This is a genomic window from Maribacter sp. X9 (genome assembly GCF_048537565.1).
GTDB lineage: Bacteria > Bacteroidota > Bacteroidia > Flavobacteriales > Flavobacteriaceae > Maribacter.
In genome coordinates this window covers 2,540,965-2,561,825 of sequence record NZ_CP183215.1, presented here as the reverse complement: position 1 = coordinate 2,561,825, position 20,861 = coordinate 2,540,965, and the positions used below count along the sequence as shown (strand labels likewise).

The window sequence follows — 20,861 nt, the reverse complement described above, 5'->3', positions numbered from 1 at the left end:
AACCAATCCAAAATATATACTATATCTATTTTAGCTTGCTTAATTAATTTTAATTAGCAATCATTTTGGTGATAAAACTAACTTTGAAGAGGAGGTGGTTTTAATCTCCTCCTTATTCATCATCATTTTACGGAACTCTCCCTTCACGTACATTTCCGCCTGATCCTTATAATGTTTGCTCAACGGATTACCCGATTGCCCGGTCGGTAGAATACTGATGCTATTCTCAACATCTGAAAAATCAATGATCCGTCTTGTAGACGGCCCCGAACTAGTTTTATAATATCCGGTATCATCATATGGGAATGCCATATTGTTAATTACTTCCCGTGTTCCAACTACGGGAAATGGGCCAACATTAAAAAATGAACGAAGCGCGGCTATTTGACCTATAGGGTGTTCATGTTCTATGGTATGTACTTTTTCCCATCTCCAATCATCGCTGTTCTTCCCAAAGTCTTTCTCCAAAGAAGCTATAGCTTGATTAAAAGATTTATTTACAATTTCCTTCATGTTTTCTTTTTTATCTTTCGTGGTCACATTATCCCACCAAATAGAACTTTCATTCTTAGACAACGGAGCTATTAAACGTTTCATAAAGTGGGTACCCAAAAATTGGTTGAACAATTCTTCTCCCAACTCGTCTTTGAATGTGTTCTTTAAATAATAATATATCCAGCGAGTATATACCGTCGCCTCAACCGATGATAATTCATAGGAGCCTTTCCACAAACTCAAACGGTTTAAAATATTTAATTCAATTTCACTCAGCAAGGAAACATTAATGAGTTCAGTTAAATCTGTCACGATAATTGGATGGATGGGCGATGTTACATCGGTTATCATTTGACTGACAGATTCGGTATCCCAATCATTCTTAGGTTCTAGTAGATTAACAATTCTTCTAGCTCTATTTTCGGGCAAATAATAGCCTGGATAAAGCATCCCTGCAATTGAATCTGGCTGGTTATTAGCAGAATATACGTAATGCCATGGCGGATTGACCGCTTGCGGATTTTCATTAAAATCCAATAACTTCTTTTTAATCGGTAACCCACCACCAACTTCATAAATCAATTTAGTGTTAATGGAATCGGAAATTTGATACAATTGCGCCGAAGCGAACCACGCTACGTTCCCTTCTGCGTCTCCATACATCACATTAAGTCCTGGGGCGTGGATCTTAGGTAAGGCTGACTTAAATTCGGTCAAGTTAGTCGCGTGGCTTAATCCAAAAAGGGCGTCAATGACCTTATTATCCATTTGGGTGTACATCCATGACATGGCGACTGGGCGATCACCTTTTATTTGATCCGCAATATCGTTTAATATTGGTCCGTGGATCGATTTTTTATAGCTGAAATCAACATTGGATGAATCTTTTATCCTAATGGTTTTTTTTACGATTTCATAATCTACGTATCCGCTTTCGGTAAGATATTGATTCTCGTTTTCGGGATTCGATTGCTCATAATAAAAATCGACATCATCATTCTCGAACATCGTCAATCCATAGGCCAATTTCCGATTATGCCCTAGTAATGGGAAAGGGATACCCGCAATGTGGTAACCGTATTTTGAATATTCGGGAGTTTCTATATGAGCCTCATACCAAACCGAAGGTTGGGCAAAACCGATATGGGGATCATTGGCGAAAACAACTTTACCGTTCTTCGTTTTTTCTGGAGAAATGACCCAACTATTACTTCCTTCAAACAAAGGAATATTCAACGCACCCAAGGCCTTATTTATGACGGTTGTAAGATTGTTCTGTATGGAATCTGCTTCGGTAGGGTTATAGTTCCTTATCCATTCTGTATCTATACTTGAGCCTATGTTTAAATCCTTAAGATATTCTGGACCTAATTTGGTATTGATGGTTGTTAAAAGCGGATCGGTTTTATGCGCCATTGCGAAACTAAATGCCATATAACCAATGGTGTTGTAGACATCTTCTAAGGCAAAATCCTTTTTATCAATTCCAGTAAGGTAAAATTCTACAGGCGTCGGTCCTTCCTTTATAAATTGATTGATACCATCTAAATAGGCTTCTGCCAATAGAACTCCTGTATCATCTTTATCTACTTTTGCCACCGTAGCTTTTGAAGCATCGGCGATACCTAAAGATAAAAAGAACTTATCGGTACCTAACAGGTCTTTACCAAAAACTTCCGAAAGTCGGCCGCTGGCTATTCGTCTAAGTAATTCCATTTGCCACAAACGATCCTGAGCATGTACATAACCTAGTGCCCTAAATGCATCTATTTCGCTATCGCCATAAATATGTGGAATACCATAAGTGTCATAATAGACTTTTACTTCCTTCGTAAGGTTGGTAAGTTGTTGCTGTCCGGAATAGCTCGGTTTTAAGGTGTAAACGAAAACACCGATAACCAATGCCAAAACTGCAATAATAGTTAAAAGGATCAGGCCGATTTTCTTTAAGGTTCTCATCTTTACGTGAAGGTTTATGCCCCAAGTTAGAATTAATAAGAACAAAAAAACGTGTAGCCCTCCATTTTTATCGAGAAGTAGTTAACAGAGACCTTTTTACCAAAAAACTACTTATTATTTCTAAGTCCTTCCAACAACCACTTTTTATATGTGGGTACATCTGAATTTTGGATGGATGTATTCAATACCTCCAAATCCGGTGATAGCAATACATAAAACGGTTGAGAGATCGAATTAAAGTTGACATCTTGAAAAGTGCCCCATTTTTGGGCGATATTGTTAATCTCTTTCACACGACCGCTATCATATTGAAAATTGAATTTCTCGGCTTCGGGAAGTTCTTCTCGATCATCGGTATACAAGGAAATCAATACATAATTATCCTTTAAAATTGGGTATACCTCGGCATCACTCCAAACGTTTTCTTCCATCTTTCTACAGTTGACACAAGCCCAACCTGTAAAATCAAGTAAAATAGGTTTGTTTACTTCTTTGGCGTGGGCCAGCCCCGTCTCAAAATCTTTAAAGCAATCGATTCCTAAAGGACAATCGCTTTCCTGTTCGAAAACGCTATAAAATTCAGGTGGCGGAAAACCGCTTAGCAATTTCAAGGGTATTAGCTTCACAATTCCCAAAACAAGATAGATGGTAAATGCCAAACTGACGAAGGCCGTTAATTTGCGCCCTACCGATAGTTTCTTTACAGGACCATCATGGGGAAATCTGTAGAACCCGAATAGGTAAAGCGACATGGCAATTCCCAGAACAATCCAAATTCCTAAGAAAATTTCACGTTTTAATATTCCCCAATGACCCACCATATCTGCATTGGAGAGAAATTTCAAAGCCAAGCCCATCTCTAAAAATCCTAGAACTACTTTTACGGTAGTCATCCATCCACCCGATTTCGGTAGCGAATTTAACCAAGCCGGAAACAAAGCAAAAAGTGCAAATGGCAACGCTAACGCTACCCCGAAACCGGTCATACCAGCTGTTAAATTAGTTGCAACTTCCCCTTCTGCCAAGGTAGTACCTCCTAATAAACCTCCTAAAATCGGACCTGTGCAGGAGAAAGAAACAATAGCCAAAGTAACGGCCATAAAGAATATACCGATCACCCCACCGACTTTTGATGAAGCCGCATCCATTTTATTTGCCCAAGAACTTGGTAAAGTCAATTCATAATACCCAAAGAATGAAAACGCGAAGAACATGAAGATGATAAAGAACAAAAGGTTCAACCAAACGTTGGTAGCAATGGTGTTCAAAATCTGTGAATCTACAGAATCGAATAAATGAAAGGGAAGACTCAATAAAAAATAAATCAATACGATGAAGAAGCCATATAACAGGGCATTAATGATACCTTTTGATTTTTTCTGCGAATGCTTGGTGAAGAAAGAAACGGTTAAGGGAATCATTGGAAAGACACAAGGTGTCAAAAGTGCAATTAAACCTCCCAAAAATCCTAAACCGAAAATGACCCAAATGTTAGTTCCCGTGCTAATGGTATCTTGACCTTGAGTCAAAAGCTCCTTATTCTTTAAATCAAGCCGTAACTGCTGCCCTAGTTCCAAACTACGATCATCGACCGTTGTAATCAATTCTTCTGCCTCAGACCCATCCAAAGTAAATATGAACTTTTTATCCATAGGAATACAAACCTCTTTACACACCTGATAAAACAGATCAACATCAATCTGATTTACAGAAGGGTCCAAGATTTTGATACGTTGCTTGAAAATGGCTTTGTCTTTAAAGAACGTTTCCTCTACTTCAAAAATATCGCTGTATTCCGTTACTGTTTCACTTTCAAGCGTGCTATCTATTAATTCGTATACCGTTCCGGATCCGTTATAGGTGAATTCGCTTGGTAATGAACCGAATTCAGAAGTGAATTGAGAATACATGTGCCAACCCTCAATGATTTCGGCTTGCATCACCAGCTCAAATTCGGTATCTGAAATCTTATTTAATTGCTGCTCCCAAACAACGGGATTCTTTTCATCTTGACCATAGGACACAAACGGCATAACCAATATTAAAAGTAAAACTGCAATAATTCTCTTCATGTAATCTTTATTTTTAAAATCTCTTTACTCACATCATCTACCCTAAACCGATGGTCGGCTCGTCTACCGATTACCCAAACTATTCGATCTTCACTACACAACAACCATTGTTCATTTTTTTCAAAAATGTTCATTTTCTCATCCTTGAAAAATTTAGCAAGTTTTTTTTTACGGTTTAACCCGAAAGGATAAAAGTAGTCGCCTATTTTCCACTTTCTTACCAGTAAAGGATACTTTAACGCATCTTTTTGAACAAATATTTCTTTGGCATTATTCTCCCCTCTTTGTTCTACCGTATCTATATTCAAAACTATAGGAAACTCTAATGAACGCTCATTCTCTTGAATGAAAAATTCATCAGCATCCTCTTGCATTTTTTTAATTGGCGACAACCACAAAAATTCCCTACCCTTTAATAAAACATGTGTAGTTGACAATAACTGCTTACCACTCATGCCGTTCAATAAATCCTTTAGATTTTGCCATTCCGTAAATCCATATTCATTGAACAACCCATACAAAACAGCATCTAACGAAGCTAAGTTCGATAACGATTCTAAAGAAATCCTAAACTTTTCATCCTCTTGAATAAAAAGTTCAGCTTTTAATTTTTCAAGGTAATGGGTGGCAATAGATTGCGTTTGGTTTAAATATGCCATCGTATTTTGAAAATTACTCAAAAACGTAGGGTGAAGCTCGTTTAACTTTGGTATGATCTCTAAACGAATTTTATTCCTTAGATATTTGGTATCGGCATTACTGGCATCTTCGCGCCATTCTAAATTCTGGTTTTTGGCATAATAATTTAAAGCTTGCCTAGAGAAAGGCAATAAAGGCCTTCTTAAATAATCAGTTTTAGACGGAATTCCGGTTAGTCCATCAATTCCTGTTCCTCTTGAAAGGTTGATCAAAAATGTTTCCAGATTATCATTGGCGTGATGAGCGGTCAGTAAAAATGGGATATCATGTAGCTTCAACAATTTCTCGAACCAATTGTACCTTAAGTCTCGGGCCGCCATTTGAACCGAAACCTTATGCTGATTTACATAGCCAACCGTATCGAAATGGGTCACATAAAAGGTTCTATTCAACTTTTCGGTGTGTTTACGAACAAATTCCTCATCATTATCACTTTCCCTTCCCCTTAATCTAAAATTGCAGTGAGCTACGGAAAACTGCAAATGGGCCTGTTGACATAGTTCGGTAAGAACCATACTATCCAAACCTCCACTACAGGCAATCAAAAAATGATTGTCGACTAGTTCTGGAAAGTTTATTTCAATATGTTTTTTAAACTCCGCTAACACACAATAAAGGTATATAAGTCGCCCTATTAATTTGGGCATTAACTATTATATTTTCAAATTGAACTTTAAAACTACTATTGTGATATTGCTTCTGAAAAAGAATTAAGTTTTTCTTTATGAGATTTGGCCAAATCTCCGTTTATAATTCCATTTTTTTCATCGAAGTTCTGTCCATAATTAGGCAGTGAAAATTTCTCTACAACCTCACCTTTAAATCGAATAAGCATTTTTTCGGCTGCCTCTAGAGCTCCAACCGCTCCGCGCCCTCCTGGTGATGCGGCCATCAAAAAAATCTTTTTATCGATCAAAAATTTCTGGTCAACTCTAGAAAGCCAATCCAATAAATTCTTAAAATAGGCAGACGGATAACCGTTATGCTCATTAACGGCAATAATCAAGCCTTTGGCATTACGTATTTCATTCATCAGTTCAACCAAAGAATTTGAGTGTCCGTTTTCCTTTTCATAATCCTCACTATACATAGGAAACGGGTAATCTACCATATTCAATACGCCGATTTTTTCATCCTGTAGTAAAGAAGCAGTGTATTCTAGTAATTTATAATTGATGGAAGTTGAAGAATTACTCCCTGTAAATGCTAAAACATAACTCATAAACCCTATTTTTTATAAGATTGCGAATTTAATTCAAAACAGATACATATGAACTTATTTTATCTAATTTTGACCTGTCAAACATCCAAACATACTGTTTTATAAGTATATAGGATATACTACTTACTATGAGCAATCCTACAGCCAGATTGTATTTTTTGGACGCCATACGCGCCTGGGCTATCTTAATGATGTTACAAGGTCATTTTATTGACGGCCTTTTGGATAACGCCTTTAGAGACGACAGTAATATCTTTTTCAGCGTTTGGAAATATTTCAGAGGAATTACCGCACCCGTCTTCTTTACCGTATCTGGTTTTGTGTTCACTTTTCTTTTAATACGCTCTTCAGAAAAGGGCTGGAGCAATCCTAGAGTTAAAAAAGGTATTAAGCGAGGTGTAGAATTACTAGCGATTGGTTATTTACTTCGAATGAACCTGTTTGGCCTTTTCAAGGGAGAACTTTATGATTCATTCTTTCTGGTAGATGTACTTCACTGCATTGGTCTATCGCTTTTAACCATTATCGGGGTTTACTTGATGACCATCAAGAAAAGGAAATGGATTTTCCCCAGCTTACTTTTGAGCATCACACTAATATTGTTCATTTTTGAACCTTTATACAAACCGAATTCTTTTGAAATTTTACCCCAGTTCATCGCCAATTATTTTACCAAAACCAACGGTTCTGTTTTCACGATTATCCCATGGTTAGGATATGCGACCATAGGTAGTTTCCTTTCCATTCTTTTTACAAAATATCAAGCGTACAAAAATGTGTACCGATACATTATTCCTATTTGTATCGCAACAGGAGCGGCATTACTGTTTTTATCTTCGGATATGTTTTATTCTCTTTATGAACTTACAAATATCACCTTGTTCAAATCCATATTCGCGAATAACTATCTCTTTATAAGATTAGGTGATGTTTTTCTGGTTTTTTCTGTATTCATGATATTTCGCAACCTATTGATGCATCCTACGATTTTAAAATTAGGACAAAGCACTTTAACAATTTACATAGTCCACTTTATTATTCTTTACGGAACCTTTACAGGATTGGGGCTTTATCGATATTTCCATCATTCCTTACATCCATGGGTCGCGGTTCCCGGTGCTATTCTATTTATGTTGACCAGCACCTTTTTCTCGCTACGATACGAAGCTCATAAGGAAGAAATCAAAGCCTTTGTTTCCAATGGAATTTCCACTACCAAGATTTACCTTGAGCAGTTTACCATTGACGCTTTTGAAGTCATACGGAGTTTAACCGAACGTATTCTTAGAGTTCTTGGTTTTATAAAAAATTAAGTGAATTAAAATATCCTCAAATAAAAAAAGCAGCCAATTGGCTGCTTTTTTACTTGAACTACTTGATATAATTTTAAATATGCATCGCACGGTTGTCCGTTGCCGCCATTGCCGCTTCTTTAACTGCTTCGGCATACGTTGGGTGTGCATGGCTCATTCGGGCAATATCTTCAGCAGAAGCCCTAAACTCCATTGCCGTAACTGCCTCCGTAATTAAATCAGCACAACGCGCACCTATCATATGCACCCCTAAAACTTCATCGGTTTTCTTATCGGCTAAAATTTTCACGAATCCATCAGTATCCATACTTGCCCTTGAACGTCCTAAAGCGCGCATCGGAAACTGTCCGGATTTATACTCCACTCCTGCTTCTTTCAATTCTTCTTCGGTCTTACCAACGGCGGCAACCTCTGGCCATGTATAAACCACTCCAGGAATCAAGTTATAATCAATATGCGGTTTTTGACCCGCTAACTGTTCCGCTACCAAAGTACCTTCCTCTTCTGCTTTATGTGCCAACATCGCGCCTTTGATGACATCTCCAATGGCATAAATGTTACCTACACTGGTCTTTAAATGTTCATCCACAATTACTTTCCCCCTATCGTCAAGTTTCACGCCGGCCGCATCGGCATTTAAACCATCGGTATATGGCCTTCTACCAACAGCAACCAAGCAATAATCCCCTTCAAAGACAACTTCTTCTCCTTTTTTGTCATCGGCCTTTACAATTACCGTATCGCCATTTCGCTCTACCGATTTAACTTTATGGGAAAGTGCAAATTTTACTTTTTGCTTTTTCAGGACTTTCATCAACTCTTTCGAAAGTGCGCCATCCATACCGGGAATAATGCGATCCATATATTCAACGACAGTAACCTCTGCCCCTAGTCTCTTATATACCTGACCCAATTCCAAACCGATAACCCCTCCACCGATAACAATCATGTGTTTTGGAATCTCCCTTAACTTTAAAGCTTCGGTAGAAGTAATGATACGTTCCTTATCTATTTTAATGAACGGCAGGGTCGATGGTTTTGATCCTGTGGCAATGATTATATGCTTTGCTTCTATTTCTTCGGTCTTACCATCGTTCTTTTTAATGTCTATGTGAGTGGCATCCTTAAAACTCCCTAAACCTTCAAATACGGTGATTTTATTTTTGTCCATCAAGAATTGAATCCCTTTCGTGGTCTGATCGACCACATCTTGCTTTCGCCCGATCATTTTTTCCAAATTCACCTTGATCTCTCCTGGTATATCGATTCCATGCTCCTCGAAGTGGGTTATGGCATCCTCGTAATGATGTGAAGAATCTAACAAGGCCTTAGATGGTATACATCCTACATTTAAACAGGTTCCACCTAATGTGGAATATTTTTCAATTATCGCCGTTTTCATTCCTAATTGCGCACAACGTATCGCTGCAACGTATCCTCCCGGTCCTGAGCCAATTATGGCTACATCATATTGATCCATAAAATATTTGTTTTCTAATGTGTTACAAAATTAATACTATTTTTAGTTTTAAAGCGGTATAGCCGTAGAATGCTTGACCTCTTTTATGGTAAACGAACTTTGGGTACTCCCGATATGGTTCATTGCGGTAAGCTTATTGACCATAAAATTTCGATAATCATCCATATCCTTTACATGTATTTTTAAAAGATAGTCATAGTCGCCGCTCAGATGATAGCATTCAACCACTTCATCTAATCGAAGTACCTGTGCCTCAAATTGGGCAATATTATCCTTTGTATGTTGAACGAGCTTAAGATGACAAAAAACCGTAAAGTTTTTATCTACTATGACCTTATCAACTAGGGCAACATAATTCCTAATAGCTCCTGTACGCTCTAAACGTTTAATACGCTCATAAACAGCAGTGGTAGATAGGCCTAAAAACACAGCATATTCTTTTGTTGTTTTTTTACTATCTGCTTGTAGGAGCTCTAATAACTTTCTATCGGTATCGTCTAGTTTCATTATGAATGTAATTCTAACATATCCCGTAAAAATAACGATTTATAGTTTTTAATTCTAAAAACAGTATCTACTTAGTTTTATAAACTATAATTCGTAATTTGTATTGACTTTACAACTACAACACTATAATTTCACTTAAAATTTTATAACATGAGTCAAAAAACTATTAATGATTTACAAGACCTACAATATTTCGGAGAATACGGTGGTGTAAATCCCTCCGTTTCAGATTCTTCAACGTATACATTTCTATCGGCTAAAACTATGTTCGACACTTTTGAGGGAAATACCGAAGGTTGTTATCTCTATAGCCGCCATTCTTCCCCATCAAATCTATATCTTGGAGAGGCATTAGCAGCTCTAGAAGGAACGGAATCTGCTAATGTCACCGCTAGTGGAATGGGTGCCATTACCGCAGTCATATTACAACTCTGCAATGCGGGCGACCATATTATTAGTAGTAGGACCATATACGGAGGCACCTATGCTTTCCTAAAGAATTTTTTAGTGAAATTCGGAATTAAAACTACCTTTCTGGACATTACCGATTTGGATGCGGTTGCTGCAGCCATTACTGCTAAAACCAAAATGATTTATTGTGAAAGTGTAAGCAACCCCTTGTTAGAAGTTGCAGATATTTCCGCTCTTTCCCGTATTTCCAGAAAAAACGAAATCCCTTTGGTGGTCGACAATACATTTTCTCCCCTTTCTGTAACGCCCGCAAAGTTAGGTGCTGACATAGTTGTTCATAGTCTTACGAAATTCATTAATGGAACCAGTGATTGTGTAGCTGGTGTTGTTTGTGGAACCACTGAACTCTGTTTGAGCCTTAAAGACGTGAATAACGGTGCCGGAATGCTGCTGGGCAGTACCCTGGACAGTCTTCGTGGGGCATCGATATTGAAGAACATGCGAACATTGCATATCCGTATTAAAAAACATAGTGAAAATGCGATGTTCTTGGCGAAAAATTTTGAACAAGATGGACTTCCTATCGTTTACCCAGGTCTTTCCTCTCATCCTGGGCATATGATCATGGAAGACCAAATGAATACCGAGTATGGCTATGGAGGAATCATGACCATTGACGTAGGTTCTTTAAAAAATGCAAATGCCTTGATGGAACTAATGCAGGAAAGGAAACTCGGTTATTTGGCCGTTAGTCTTGGTTTTTATAAGACGTTGTTCAGTGCCCCCGGAAGTTCGACATCTTCAGAAATTCCTATGGAAGAACAACAGGCAATGGGACTTGGCGACGGGCTTATTCGCTTCTCGATTGGATTGGATGATGACATTGAGCGCACCTATTACTCAATGAAAAAATGCTTGATGGACCTTAAAATATTGAATGACACCGCGGTAAATGCATAGTTCTCAATTTTGAAAAGAGTTTGCACATCCGTTTCATAAATCGTAATATTACGTACGAACCAAACGTCTATTTGATGGCAGACCACAACACCAATGAGCATAGGGAAAATGAACATATCGTAGCCAATAAACAGCTCAATCTTCTCGAAGCCTTGATTCCGGTAGTTCTATTAATGGCTATGTTGGCCTATAATATATTCTTTGCGGAGGGAGAATGGTTCGGCGGATATTCAAACCAGATTATTTTATTGATAGGTGGGGGTTTCGCGGCCATTGTTGGTTTTTTGAACAACACAAAAATATCGACCATGGTAGCTGAAATATGGGAAAATCTAAGAAGCGTTCTCGTCCCTATCATGATTCTATTTTTAGTGGGTGCTTTGGCAGGTACTTGGTTGGTGAGTGGTATTATCCCTGCCATGGTCTATTATGGTCTAAAAGTATTGAGTCCTGCTATATTTTTACCTGCTTCTATTGTCATTGCCGCTATAATTTCCATTGCCACAGGTAGTTCTTGGACCACGTCCGCAACGGTAGGCATAGCCTTAGTGGGTATTGGAACGGCCTTAGGCATTCCCACAGGTATGATTGCAGGAGCGGTAATTTCAGGGGCTTATTTTGGGGATAAAATGTCCCCCTTAAGCGACACGACCAATTTAGCACCGGCCATGGCGGGAACAGATTTGTTCACCCACATAAAATATATGATCTTAACGACGGGTCCCACAATTGTGTTAACCCTCATCGCTTTTTCAATATTAAGCTTAAACATCGATACCTCGGGCACGGCCGATGTCACAGGCCTATTGCAAACTATAGACCAGACCTTTAATATCACTCCTTATTTATTCATAGTCCCCTTAGTAGTAATAGCCCTAATACTTTTGAAAACAAAACCGCTTTTAGCATTGGGCATCGGCGTCGTATTGGCTGGAGTTTTCGCCTTTATATTTCAACCTGAAATTTTGGATAATTTATCCGATTCTAAATTGAATGCTGTTTTCAATTCCGTTTTTACGGATACTGCCATTGTTACGGATAATGAAAAATTGAACGAACTCTTTAGTGCTGGCGGAATGGCAGGTATGCTCTGGACCATATATCTCATTTGTTGTGCGATGGTTTTTGGAGGTGTAATGGACGGTATAGGTGCCTTATCACGAATAACCCAATCTTTATTGTCCGTCGCAAAAAGTGTTTTTGGCCTTTTTGCAAGTACGGTATTAAGTTGTATTGGTTTAAATGTTATTGCAAGTGATCAATATTTAGCGTTGGTCATTCCCGGAAAAATGTTTAAAAAAGCATATCAAGATAAAGGCTTGGCACCAGAAAATTTAAGTAGAACCTTAGAAGATTCAGGTACGGTCACTTCTGTTCTTATTCCGTGGAATACCTGCGGTGCCTATCAATCTGGAGTATTAGGGGTAAGTGTGTCCGAATATTTCGCCTACGCAATTTTCAATTGGCTTAGCCCGATTATGACACTTGTATTCGCTGCTTTTAATATCAAGATTAGACAATTGGCCACAAATAAATATTGATTTTTTTCCATTTTAACATCTAAATTCCACGATACTGTTAATTCGATAATATAATTGCCAAAAAAGAAACTCATTATCAACAAATGGGGGCTAATTATTTTGCTATTCTAAATAATTATTTTGCTATTGAAAATTCTAATCTAGATAGCCATATAAGCCCTGTGCAAATCTTAATTTTGTACCATAATTAATTATAAATAAAACATCAATTATGGCATTTGTAGGAAAAAAATTCCCCAATCTCAATGTTAACGCAATGAATGAAATGGGCGATACTTTTAAAATCAATGTTTTGGAAGAAGCCCAGAAAAATAATAAAAAGGTCATTTTGTTTTGGTATCCAAAGGACTTTACATTCGTATGTCCTACAGAACTTCACGCATTTCAAGCTGCCTTAGGAGAGTTTGAAAAAAGAAATACCATGGTTATCGGCGCCTCGTGTGATACACCAGAAGTACATTTTGCGTGGCTAAGCACAGATAAGGACAACGGAGGAATAGAAGGGGTTACCTACCCTATTCTAGCGGATAGTAATAGAAATTTGGCCGCTACTTTAGATATTTTGGATATCACCGACAAAACCTATGATGAGGAAAATGATGTAATTACGGTTGAAGGAGATAACGTAACTTACCGTGCCACTTTTTTGATCGATGAAGAAGGTACTGTATTCCACGAAAGTATTAATCACATGCCACTAGGTAGAAACGTTAACGAGTACCTACGTTTAATAGATGCCTATGCCCATGTTCAAGAGGTTGGCGAAGTATGCCCTGCTAACTGGGAAAAAGGTAAAGATGCAATGTCGGCCAATAGAGAAGGTGTTGCAAGCTACCTTTCTACACACGCAAATTAGAACCGAAGAGAGTTTTTAATGGTATAATCCAAAATAACTAAAATCATGTTACTAGAATTAGAGGAGGATAATTTACAGGAAATACTAGATACCAACGATAATGTTGTCGTTCAATATTCAGCGCCTTGGTGTGGTAATTGCAGAATAATGAAACCTAAGTTCAAAAAAGAAGCTTCTACTCATGAGAACCTGACATTTGTTCTTGTGGATGCTGAAAAGTTCCCTGAGTCTAGAAAGCTTGCCAACGTGAGCAATTTACCAACTTTCGCCTCTTTTGAGAAGGGAAAGTTCAAAAACCAGGTTCAAACGAACAAGTATGATCTTTTAAAAGAATTGATTAGTGAGGTTGCCCATAATTAAATTACTGACTGAGTTCATAGAGGAAAAGGATAGTGATTACGTTTTAGAGACTATTGAAACCCTAGAAGCGTTAACCGAACTACCGTCATTGAAAGATGAAGAATTGGACGTTATAGGCGAATTGATCTCCAACATGTACGGAGCTTTAGACGTAGTCAAGAGCATAGAGAACGGAACCCCTAAAAAAGAAGCCATCAACCAATTTATGCAACGAGTTTTAGGCTCCATAGATTCCTAAAACCATTAAATTCGATAGCTAAAAGTCCTTTCAACTTTGAGAGGACTTTTTTTATTGGAATCCCTTACGTTTCAACTTTATATTCTTTAATTTCACAACTTCAAATAATAAGAAAAAGAAAATGGCTTCCATAACACTAAAAGGTTCATCCGTACATACGATAGGTTCTTTACCAACTATCGGTGAAAAAGCACCAGAATTTGAATTGACAAAAAATGATTTATCCACGGTTAAGCTTTCAGATTACGAAGGCTCTAAGGTAGTTCTGAATATATTTCCAAGTGTGGATACAGGTACTTGTGCGCAATCTGTTAGACAGTTCAATAAAGAAGCCGCAGAATTAGATAACACCATAGTACTGTGCATTTCTAAGGATCTTCCTTTTGCACAGGCACGTTTCTGTGGTGCCGAGGGAATTGACAACGTAGAAATGCTTTCCGACTTTAGGGATGGTAATTTTGGAAAAACATATCATGCAGATTTTTCAGATGGTCCGTTGGCTCCATTACACTCAAGAGCGGTAGTTGTAATTTCCGAAAACCGAACGGTTTTGTATACAGAACAAGTAGCTGAAATCACTGACGAACCTAATTATAAAGCGGCCTTAGAAGCGCTAATGAATTAATTAATAACAATCTTATGCCCAAGGAATCTTTTTTGGTCAACCGTATTAAAAGTGTTGGTTTTGCCTTTAAAGGTGCCTTATTACTGATACGAACAGAAGCAAGTATAAAAATTCAGGTTTTCATTACTATCGTAATGACAATAGCCGGTTTCTATTTTAATATTTCTACTACTGAATGGATCCTTCAAATTTTTGCAATTGCCATGGTGCTGGGTATCGAAGGAATGAATACCGCCGTTGAAAAAATATCCGATTACATTCAACCGGAATTCGATGTAAAAATCGGATTTATAAAGGATATTTCTGCCGGTGCGGTTATGTTGGTTTCAATAGCATCATCCATAATAGGTCTTATCATTTACTTGCCCAAGATTATTTAAGGAGTAAGAAGGTTTCCAATAGCTTATCGTAAATTTGTAATTTAGCACTAGAATAAAAGATTTAATGGCAAAAAAGGCAACTAAATCAAAGCCAAAACCTACTAAAAAAGGATCACCATTTAAATTATCCAAACAGAATAAAATCATTTTGGGTAGTTTGTTGATGCTTTTTAGTATCGCACTTTTCTTCTCCTTTATTTCCTTTTATTTCAATTGGCAAGATGACCAAAGCCTTCTTACGGAATTTAAAGATCGTAATGAAGAGGCGAAAAACCTATTGAATAAGTTTGGGGCAAGTATTAGCCACTTTTTCATGTATAAAGGTTTTGGCGTTGCAACCCTTATACTTCCATTTCTAGTTTGCATTACGGGTATTTATCTATTCTTGGGACTCCCCTTAAAAGCCTTATTTAAAAAATGGATTTGGGGATTACTTTTTATCATTTGGATATCAATTGCGTTGGGCTTTTTTGCTTTAAATAGTCCTCTCTTAGGCGGATTGATCGGCTATGAAATGAATGATTTCCTTCAAGACTATGCGGGTAAAATTGGGGTGCTGCTACTCTTGGTTTTTGGATTAATCTTTATTTTAGTCCGATTGTTCAAAATCACACCTGAAGATATTTCCGAATTTTTCAAATCTAAAAAAGAAGCAATCTCATCCGAATTTAAGGCCAGCAAAGAACGAAAAGCAGCTATCGATGATGAAGTACTTACCACATCTTTGGAAGATGAAACTCCTGTAACAGTTGATACCTACACCCATAAAGCTGAAATTCCACATTTAGAAAAAGAAAAGGACCAGAACGAATTAGAGATTTCAAATCCCTCTGAAGAGGAAACCCTTGCCATGGAAGTGGAACAAGTAATTGAAGAGCCCGAAGAAATAGATATCCTAGCCAGTAAATTGGTAGATGACTTCGGTGAGTTTGATCCTACCTTGGAGTTGGGCAATTATAAATTCCCTACCATTGAGCTTTTAGATCAGCACGGCGTAACAGGTGGAATCACTATAAACCAAGAAGAGTTAGAGGAAAACAAAAATAGAATTGTTGATACCCTCAAAAATTATAAAATAGGTATTGCACAAATAAAAGCTACGATTGGGCCAACGGTGACTTTATATGAAATTGTTCCCGATGCCGGTGTACGTATCTCAAAAATTAAAAATTTAGAAGATGACATCGCTTTATCGTTAGCAGCGTTAGGCATACGTATCATTGCGCCTATTCCCGGAAAAGGTACCATAGGTATTGAGGTGCCCAATAAAAATGCAACGGTGGTCTCGATGCGTTCGGTGATTGCTTCCAGCAAATTTCAAAAGGCTGAAATGGAATTACCGATTGCCTTTGGTAAAACAATCAGCAATGAAACGTTCGTGGTGGATTTAGCAAAAATGCCTCACTTACTAATGGCGGGTGCTACTGGGCAAGGAAAATCGGTAGGCCTTAATGCCGTACTGACATCACTGCTGTACAAAAAACATCCAGCTGAGGTAAAATTTATTTTGGTGGATCCCAAAAAAGTGGAATTAACACTTTATAATAAAATAGAGCGTCATTTCTTGGCAAAACTACCCGATTCGGAGGAAGCCATTATTACAGACAATACGAAAGTGATCCACACCTTAAATTCACTTTGTATTGAAATGGACAATCGCTATGAATTATTAAAATTGGCGATGGTGCGTAACTTAAAGGAATACAACACTAAGTTCAAGGCGCGTAAATTGAATCCTAACGACGGGCATAAATTTTTACCGTACATCATCCTGGTTATCGATGAATTTGCAGATTTGATCATGACCGCGGGTAAAGAGGTGGAGACTCCGGTAGCGAGGTTGGCACAGTTAGCTAGAGCAATCGGCATCCATTTGATCATTGCAACACAAAGACCATCGGTAAACGTTATTACAGGTATTATAAAAGCTAATTTCCCGGCGAGATTGGCATTTAGGGTAACCTCTAAAATAGATTCCAGGACAATTCTAGATACTCAGGGTGCAGATCAATTGATCGGTAGAGGAGACATGTTGTTCACCCAAGGGAACGATGTCACCCGTATTCAGTGTGCGTTCGTTGACACTCCCGAGGTGGCTAAAATCACCGAATTTATCGGTAGCCAACGTGCCTATCCCGAAGCTTATGAACTTCCAGAATATGTTGGCGAAGATTCTGGCACGAGTGTTGATTATGATATAGCCGATAGGGATAAAATGTTCCGAGAAGCGGCCGAGGTAATCGTTATTGCGCAGCAAGGTTCCGCTTCCTTGATACAACGTAAATTGAAGTTAGGATACAACCGCGCTGGTCGTATCATCGATCAATTGGAAGCCGCAGGCATTGTAGGCCCGTTTGAGGGAAGTAAAGCCAGACAGGTTTTGGTATCGGACATGGTAGCCCTTCAACATTTATTGGATAATGAAACAAATTAAAAAGAAATGAAAAAATTATTTAGTGTTTTAACGATTATGTTTACCGCAACTATAGCTCATGCCCAGGATGCAAACAAAGCAAAGGCGCTGTTAGATGAAGTCTATAATAAAGTAAAAAGCTACGATAATATCTATGTCGATTTCAAGTTCGACCTAAAAAATGCGGAAGCAGGCATCAATCAAGAAACTAGGGGTGACGTCACCATGGCCGGAAATAAATATGTATTCAATTACTTAGGATCAAAGCAATTGTTCGATGGTAAAAAAGTATACACCATTGTTCCTGAAAATGAAGAAGTGACTATTGAGGATAAATCTGATGATGAAAATGCGATGACGCCTTCAAAAATGCTCACCTTTTATAAGGAAGGACATAATTATGCTTGGGATATTTTACAAGATGTACAAGGAAGAAAAATACAATATGTAAAATTGACCCCAATAGATTCCGATACCGAAATAAAATCAAGATTATTGGGAATAGATATGGGCACCAAACATATCTATAAATTGATCGAAACAGGAAAAAATGGCACCAAGACGACCATCACTGTTAATTCTTTTAAAACGGATCAAGATTTATCCAAAACCTTATTTACTTTTGATGAAGCTAAATATAAGGATGAAGGCTATTTCATTCTAAGAAATTAGAACTATTGAGAATCCTAGACCGATATATCCTATCCAGGTTTGTCTTTAATTTTGTCAGTTCGTTTGTAATATTGATGTTCATCTTCATATTTCAAACGATTTGGCTTTTTATCGACGACCTTGCCGGTAAAGGTTTGGATATTGCCATCATAGGAAAGTTCCTGTTCTATTTAATGCCCGACCTTACCGAAAAAGTTCTACCCCTTACCGTACTTTTGTCCTCCATTCTAACCTTTGGGTCCATAGCTGAGAATTATGAATTCGCAGCCATGAAAGCGTCGGGAATTTCGTTGCAACGCGCCATGCTCAGCCTAATTATTTTTGTGACCATCCTTGGGGGAGTCACCTTCTTTTTTGCAAACAATGTAATTCCACTATCGCAACGTAAGATATATAATCTAAGACGGAACATTGCCAAGGTGAAGCCTGCTGCCGTAGTATCGGAAGGGGTGTTCAGTGATTTTGAAGGAATGAACATAAAAGTGGACGAAAAATATGGAGATAATGACCGATTTTTACGGAATGTGATTATTCATACAAAATCGAATAATAATATCAATACAAGGGTCATAAAGTCAGAAACAGGTGAACTTATCAGTAGTGAAGAATCTGACCTTATTCAATTGGTTTTGCATAACGGACATTTATACGAAGATGTTGAAACCAAAAGTAACGACAGTAAGATGAAGTTTCCTTTTGCCCAAGCGAATTTCGACACCTACACCATGAACATTGAAATACCTGAAATCAACAACGATGAGTTGGAAGAGGAACGGGATATCAGTACAGATAAGATGAAGAATATTTCACGCTTAACGAAAGATATAGACTCCTTAAAAGGAGACAACTATAAGATTGTACGTGCCTTCTCCAAGAATATTGAAAGTAGAATAGGTATGTTCGTTCCGTTAACTGTTAAAAATACCGATTCCACTAAAACTAATGTGGTTTCTAAAAAAGATTCCATCATCAACGAAAATGCAGCAAAAGCTAAAGCCAATATTGCTTTGCAAGATTCTATAAAAGGAAACATATTAAGCATTTTTCCCGAATGGCAGCAAATGCAAATTATAAGCAGCGCAAAAAATGCCACAAGCAGTATCCTAGGTTCGGTAAGTGGCAAAAAAGAAGAACTGCAAAAGCGATACAAAATTTACAACATGCATATTCTATCGCTCCACAACAAATACGCGTTGGCTTTTTCTTGCATCATCTTATTTTTTGTAGGAGCTCCCTTAGGCGCAATCATTAGAAAAGGCGGTTTAGGTCTTCCAATGGTAATCGCCATTGTGCTTTTTTTAATCTATTATTTTATCGGAGTATTCGCCAGTAATTATGCGAAAGAAGGCAGTATAAATCCTATTCTTGGGGCATGGCTTTCTACACTGATCATGTTACCTTTGGGAGTGTTTTTGACAAAAAGAGCTACGGAAGATAAGGGATTAATGAGTTTTGGGGTAATAACGGATTTCTTTAAAAATCTGTTCAAAAAAAAAGATAAAAGTTGAGGCCATGACCATGACAGCACATAAGAAAATACAACTGAATACCATTGAAGAAGCCATTGCGGACATTAAGGCCGGTAAAGTAATTATTGTTGTTGATGATGAAAATCGTGAAAATGAAGGCGATTTTCTTGCTGCCGCAGAATTGGCGACAACAGCTACCGTGAATTTTATGGCAACACATGGCAGAGGACTTATTTGCGCTCCATTGACTGAAGGACGTTGTAAGGATTTAGGGCTAGATATGATGGTCAATACCAATACGGATCCTTTGGAAACCGCCTTCACCGTATCGGTAGATTTAAGGGGAAATGGAGTGACGACAGGGATTTCAGCTTCTGACAGATCAAAAACAGTTTTTGCCTTGACCGACGAAAATACCAGACCCCATGATTTGGCAAGACCTGGCCATATTTTCCCTTTAGTGGCAAAAGAAGGTGGTGTTCTTAGAAGAACAGGACATACGGAAGCCGCCATAGATTTTGCTAGACTTGCAGGATTGAAACCTGCCGGGATCATCGTAGAAATCATGAACGAAGATGGTAGCATGGCCCGCCTTCCGGAGTTGATGAAAGTGGCTGAAAAATTCGACCTCAAAATAGTTTCTATAGAAGATCTTGTCGCTTACCGTATGGAGCACGATAGTCTAATAGAAAAAGTGACCGATTTTGAAATTACCACCAGATTCGGAGATTTTAGATTACGAGCTTATAAGCAAACGACCAACAATCATATTCATTTAGCACTAACCAAGGGAACATGGAAGTCTGATGAAAAAATATTGACCCGTATCAATTCTACATTGATCAACAATGATATATTAGGCACTTTGACCCATAACCCCGATGAAAAATTGGAAGATATGTTCAAAACCGTCAACCAAGAAGGGAAAGGAGCTATTGTTTTTATTAATCAGGATGCGGAATCACTGAACTTACTTTCTCGATTGAATGAATTGAAAGAATTGCAAAAACAAGGCATACATAAAGCACCAAAAATAGAGATGGACAATAGGGATTTCGGTATTGGTGCGCAAATATTACATGATTTGGGCATTCACAAAATGAGACTATTAACGAATAGTTTACAAGCTAAACGTGTAGGCATTGTTGGTTATGGATTGGAAATTATAGAGTATGTTTCCTATTAATTC

General features: G+C 37.9%; 18 protein-coding genes. 12 read left to right on the top strand and 6 right to left on the bottom strand.

All coding sequences use genetic code 11. The features are described from left to right. Positions 1 to 60: 60 nt before the first annotated feature. From ACNR9Q_RS10855 to ACNR9Q_RS10840, 4 genes are all read right to left on the bottom strand, one after another. Positions 61 to 2,454: a penicillin acylase family protein gene (locus ACNR9Q_RS10855; protein WP_419211242.1), complete on the bottom strand. Its 2,394-nt coding sequence runs from the start codon at positions 2,452 to 2,454 to the stop codon at positions 61 to 63. A 107-nt stretch (positions 2,455 to 2,561) separates the two neighbouring features. Continuing rightward, complete coding sequence (locus ACNR9Q_RS10850) at positions 2,562 to 4,526, bottom strand: cytochrome c biogenesis protein CcdA (protein WP_419211241.1); 1,965 nt, start codon at positions 4,524 to 4,526, stop codon at positions 2,562 to 2,564. Continuing rightward, positions 4,523 to 5,872, bottom strand: coding sequence for a tRNA lysidine(34) synthetase TilS (gene tilS / locus ACNR9Q_RS10845; RefSeq protein WP_419211240.1), 1,350 nt, complete (start codon positions 5,870 to 5,872; stop codon positions 4,523 to 4,525). The genes ACNR9Q_RS10850 and tilS overlap by 4 nt, the downstream gene beginning before the upstream one ends. Positions 5,873 to 5,907: 35 nt before the next feature. Next, complete coding sequence (locus tag ACNR9Q_RS10840; protein ID WP_419211239.1) at positions 5,908 to 6,447, bottom strand: NADPH-dependent FMN reductase; 540 nt, start codon at positions 6,445 to 6,447, stop codon at positions 5,908 to 5,910. Between the two features lie 128 nt (positions 6,448 to 6,575). On the opposite strand from ACNR9Q_RS10840, the gene ACNR9Q_RS10835 reads away from it, so the two are divergent. After that, a complete protein-coding gene (locus ACNR9Q_RS10835) occupies positions 6,576 to 7,760 on the top strand; it encodes a heparan-alpha-glucosaminide N-acetyltransferase domain-containing protein (RefSeq protein WP_419211238.1) in 1,185 nt (394 codons plus the stop codon). 73 nt (positions 7,761 to 7,833) lie between these two features. Here ACNR9Q_RS10835 and lpdA read toward each other — a convergent pair whose 3' ends face one another. Further along, a complete protein-coding gene (gene lpdA, locus ACNR9Q_RS10830; RefSeq protein WP_419211237.1) occupies positions 7,834 to 9,240 on the bottom strand; it encodes a dihydrolipoyl dehydrogenase in 1,407 nt (468 codons plus the stop codon). 48 nt (positions 9,241 to 9,288) lie between these two features. Continuing rightward, positions 9,289 to 9,747 (bottom strand): Lrp/AsnC family transcriptional regulator, encoded by a 459-nt coding sequence (locus tag ACNR9Q_RS10825; RefSeq protein ID WP_419211236.1) that lies wholly within the window; start codon positions 9,745 to 9,747, stop codon positions 9,289 to 9,291. Positions 9,748 to 9,897: 150 nt separating this feature from the next. Here ACNR9Q_RS10825 and ACNR9Q_RS10820 point away from each other — a divergent pair, with 150 nt between their 5' ends. From ACNR9Q_RS10820 to ribB, 11 genes are all read left to right on the top strand, one after another. Next, complete coding sequence (locus ACNR9Q_RS10820) at positions 9,898 to 11,118, top strand: aminotransferase class I/II-fold pyridoxal phosphate-dependent enzyme (protein WP_419211235.1); 1,221 nt, start codon at positions 9,898 to 9,900, stop codon at positions 11,116 to 11,118. A gap of 74 nt (positions 11,119 to 11,192) precedes the next feature. After that, entirely contained in the window at positions 11,193 to 12,659 is a 1,467-nt protein-coding gene (nhaC, locus tag ACNR9Q_RS10815; protein WP_419211234.1) for a Na+/H+ antiporter NhaC, read from the top strand. A 211-nt stretch (positions 12,660 to 12,870) separates the two neighbouring features. Further along, the gene (locus ACNR9Q_RS10810; RefSeq protein WP_419211233.1) at positions 12,871 to 13,515 is read left to right on the top strand and encodes a peroxiredoxin; all 645 of its coding nucleotides are present in this window, start codon (positions 12,871 to 12,873) and stop codon (positions 13,513 to 13,515) included. A gap of 45 nt (positions 13,516 to 13,560) precedes the next feature. Beyond that, positions 13,561 to 13,875, top strand: a complete 315-nt coding sequence (locus ACNR9Q_RS10805) for a thioredoxin family protein (RefSeq protein ID WP_419211232.1) — start codon at positions 13,561 to 13,563, stop codon at positions 13,873 to 13,875. Further along, complete coding sequence (locus ACNR9Q_RS10800; RefSeq protein ID WP_419211231.1) at positions 13,856 to 14,113, top strand: DUF6952 family protein; 258 nt, start codon at positions 13,856 to 13,858, stop codon at positions 14,111 to 14,113. Before ACNR9Q_RS10805 ends, ACNR9Q_RS10800 begins: the two co-directional genes overlap by 20 nt. Positions 14,114 to 14,234: 121 nt before the next feature. Then, a complete protein-coding gene (gene tpx, locus ACNR9Q_RS10795) occupies positions 14,235 to 14,738 on the top strand; it encodes a thiol peroxidase (protein WP_419211230.1) in 504 nt (167 codons plus the stop codon). A 14-nt stretch (positions 14,739 to 14,752) separates the two neighbouring features. Then, a complete protein-coding gene (locus ACNR9Q_RS10790) occupies positions 14,753 to 15,118 on the top strand; it encodes a diacylglycerol kinase family protein (protein WP_419211229.1) in 366 nt (121 codons plus the stop codon). Between the two features lie 64 nt (positions 15,119 to 15,182). Next, positions 15,183 to 17,552: a DNA translocase FtsK 4TM domain-containing protein gene (locus ACNR9Q_RS10785; protein ID WP_419211228.1), complete on the top strand. Its 2,370-nt coding sequence runs from the start codon at positions 15,183 to 15,185 to the stop codon at positions 17,550 to 17,552. Between the two features lie 6 nt (positions 17,553 to 17,558). After that, positions 17,559 to 18,203 carry a LolA family protein gene (locus ACNR9Q_RS10780; RefSeq protein ID WP_419211227.1) on the top strand — a complete coding sequence of 215 codons (645 nt, stop codon included), beginning with the start codon at positions 17,559 to 17,561 and terminating at the stop codon, positions 18,201 to 18,203. A 74-nt stretch (positions 18,204 to 18,277) separates the two neighbouring features. Continuing rightward, a complete protein-coding gene (locus ACNR9Q_RS10775; RefSeq protein WP_419211226.1) occupies positions 18,278 to 19,711 on the top strand; it encodes an LptF/LptG family permease in 1,434 nt (477 codons plus the stop codon). Positions 19,712 to 19,715: 4 nt separating this feature from the next. Further along, the gene (gene ribB / locus ACNR9Q_RS10770) at positions 19,716 to 20,858 is read left to right on the top strand and encodes a 3,4-dihydroxy-2-butanone-4-phosphate synthase (protein WP_419211225.1); all 1,143 of its coding nucleotides are present in this window, start codon (positions 19,716 to 19,718) and stop codon (positions 20,856 to 20,858) included. The last annotated feature ends 3 nt before the right edge of the window (positions 20,859 to 20,861 follow it).

Bases quoted from the DNA above. Each gene is read 5' to 3' on its own strand.
- ACNR9Q_RS10840 (WP_419211239.1), bottom strand. From the start codon at position 6,447: ATGAGTTATGTTTTAGCATTTACAGGGAGTAATTCTTCAACTTCCATC.
- lpdA (WP_419211237.1), bottom strand. From the start codon at position 9,240: ATGGATCAATATGATGTAGCCATAATTGGCTCAGGACCGGGAGGATAC.
- ACNR9Q_RS10855 (WP_419211242.1), bottom strand. From the start codon at position 2,454: ATGAGAACCTTAAAGAAAATCGGCCTGATCCTTTTAACTATTATTGCA.
- ACNR9Q_RS10805 (WP_419211232.1), top strand. From the start codon at position 13,561: ATGTTACTAGAATTAGAGGAGGATAATTTACAGGAAATACTAGATACC.
- ACNR9Q_RS10835 (WP_419211238.1), top strand. From the start codon at position 6,576: ATGAGCAATCCTACAGCCAGATTGTATTTTTTGGACGCCATACGCGCC.
- ribB (WP_419211225.1), top strand. From the start codon at position 19,716: ATGACCATGACAGCACATAAGAAAATACAACTGAATACCATTGAAGAA.
- ACNR9Q_RS10810 (WP_419211233.1), top strand. From the start codon at position 12,871: ATGGCATTTGTAGGAAAAAAATTCCCCAATCTCAATGTTAACGCAATG.
- tpx (WP_419211230.1), top strand. From the start codon at position 14,235: ATGGCTTCCATAACACTAAAAGGTTCATCCGTACATACGATAGGTTCT.
- nhaC (WP_419211234.1), top strand. From the start codon at position 11,193: ATGGCAGACCACAACACCAATGAGCATAGGGAAAATGAACATATCGTA.
- ACNR9Q_RS10825 (WP_419211236.1), bottom strand. From the start codon at position 9,747: ATGAAACTAGACGATACCGATAGAAAGTTATTAGAGCTCCTACAAGCA.
- ACNR9Q_RS10785 (WP_419211228.1), top strand. From the start codon at position 15,183: ATGGCAAAAAAGGCAACTAAATCAAAGCCAAAACCTACTAAAAAAGGA.
- ACNR9Q_RS10820 (WP_419211235.1), top strand. From the start codon at position 9,898: ATGAGTCAAAAAACTATTAATGATTTACAAGACCTACAATATTTCGGA.
- ACNR9Q_RS10775 (WP_419211226.1), top strand. From the start codon at position 18,278: ATGTTCATCTTCATATTTCAAACGATTTGGCTTTTTATCGACGACCTT.
- tilS (WP_419211240.1), bottom strand. From the start codon at position 5,872: ATGCCCAAATTAATAGGGCGACTTATATACCTTTATTGTGTGTTAGCG.
- ACNR9Q_RS10780 (WP_419211227.1), top strand. From the start codon at position 17,559: ATGAAAAAATTATTTAGTGTTTTAACGATTATGTTTACCGCAACTATA.
- ACNR9Q_RS10790 (WP_419211229.1), top strand. From the start codon at position 14,753: ATGCCCAAGGAATCTTTTTTGGTCAACCGTATTAAAAGTGTTGGTTTT.
- ACNR9Q_RS10850 (WP_419211241.1), bottom strand. From the start codon at position 4,526: ATGAAGAGAATTATTGCAGTTTTACTTTTAATATTGGTTATGCCGTTT.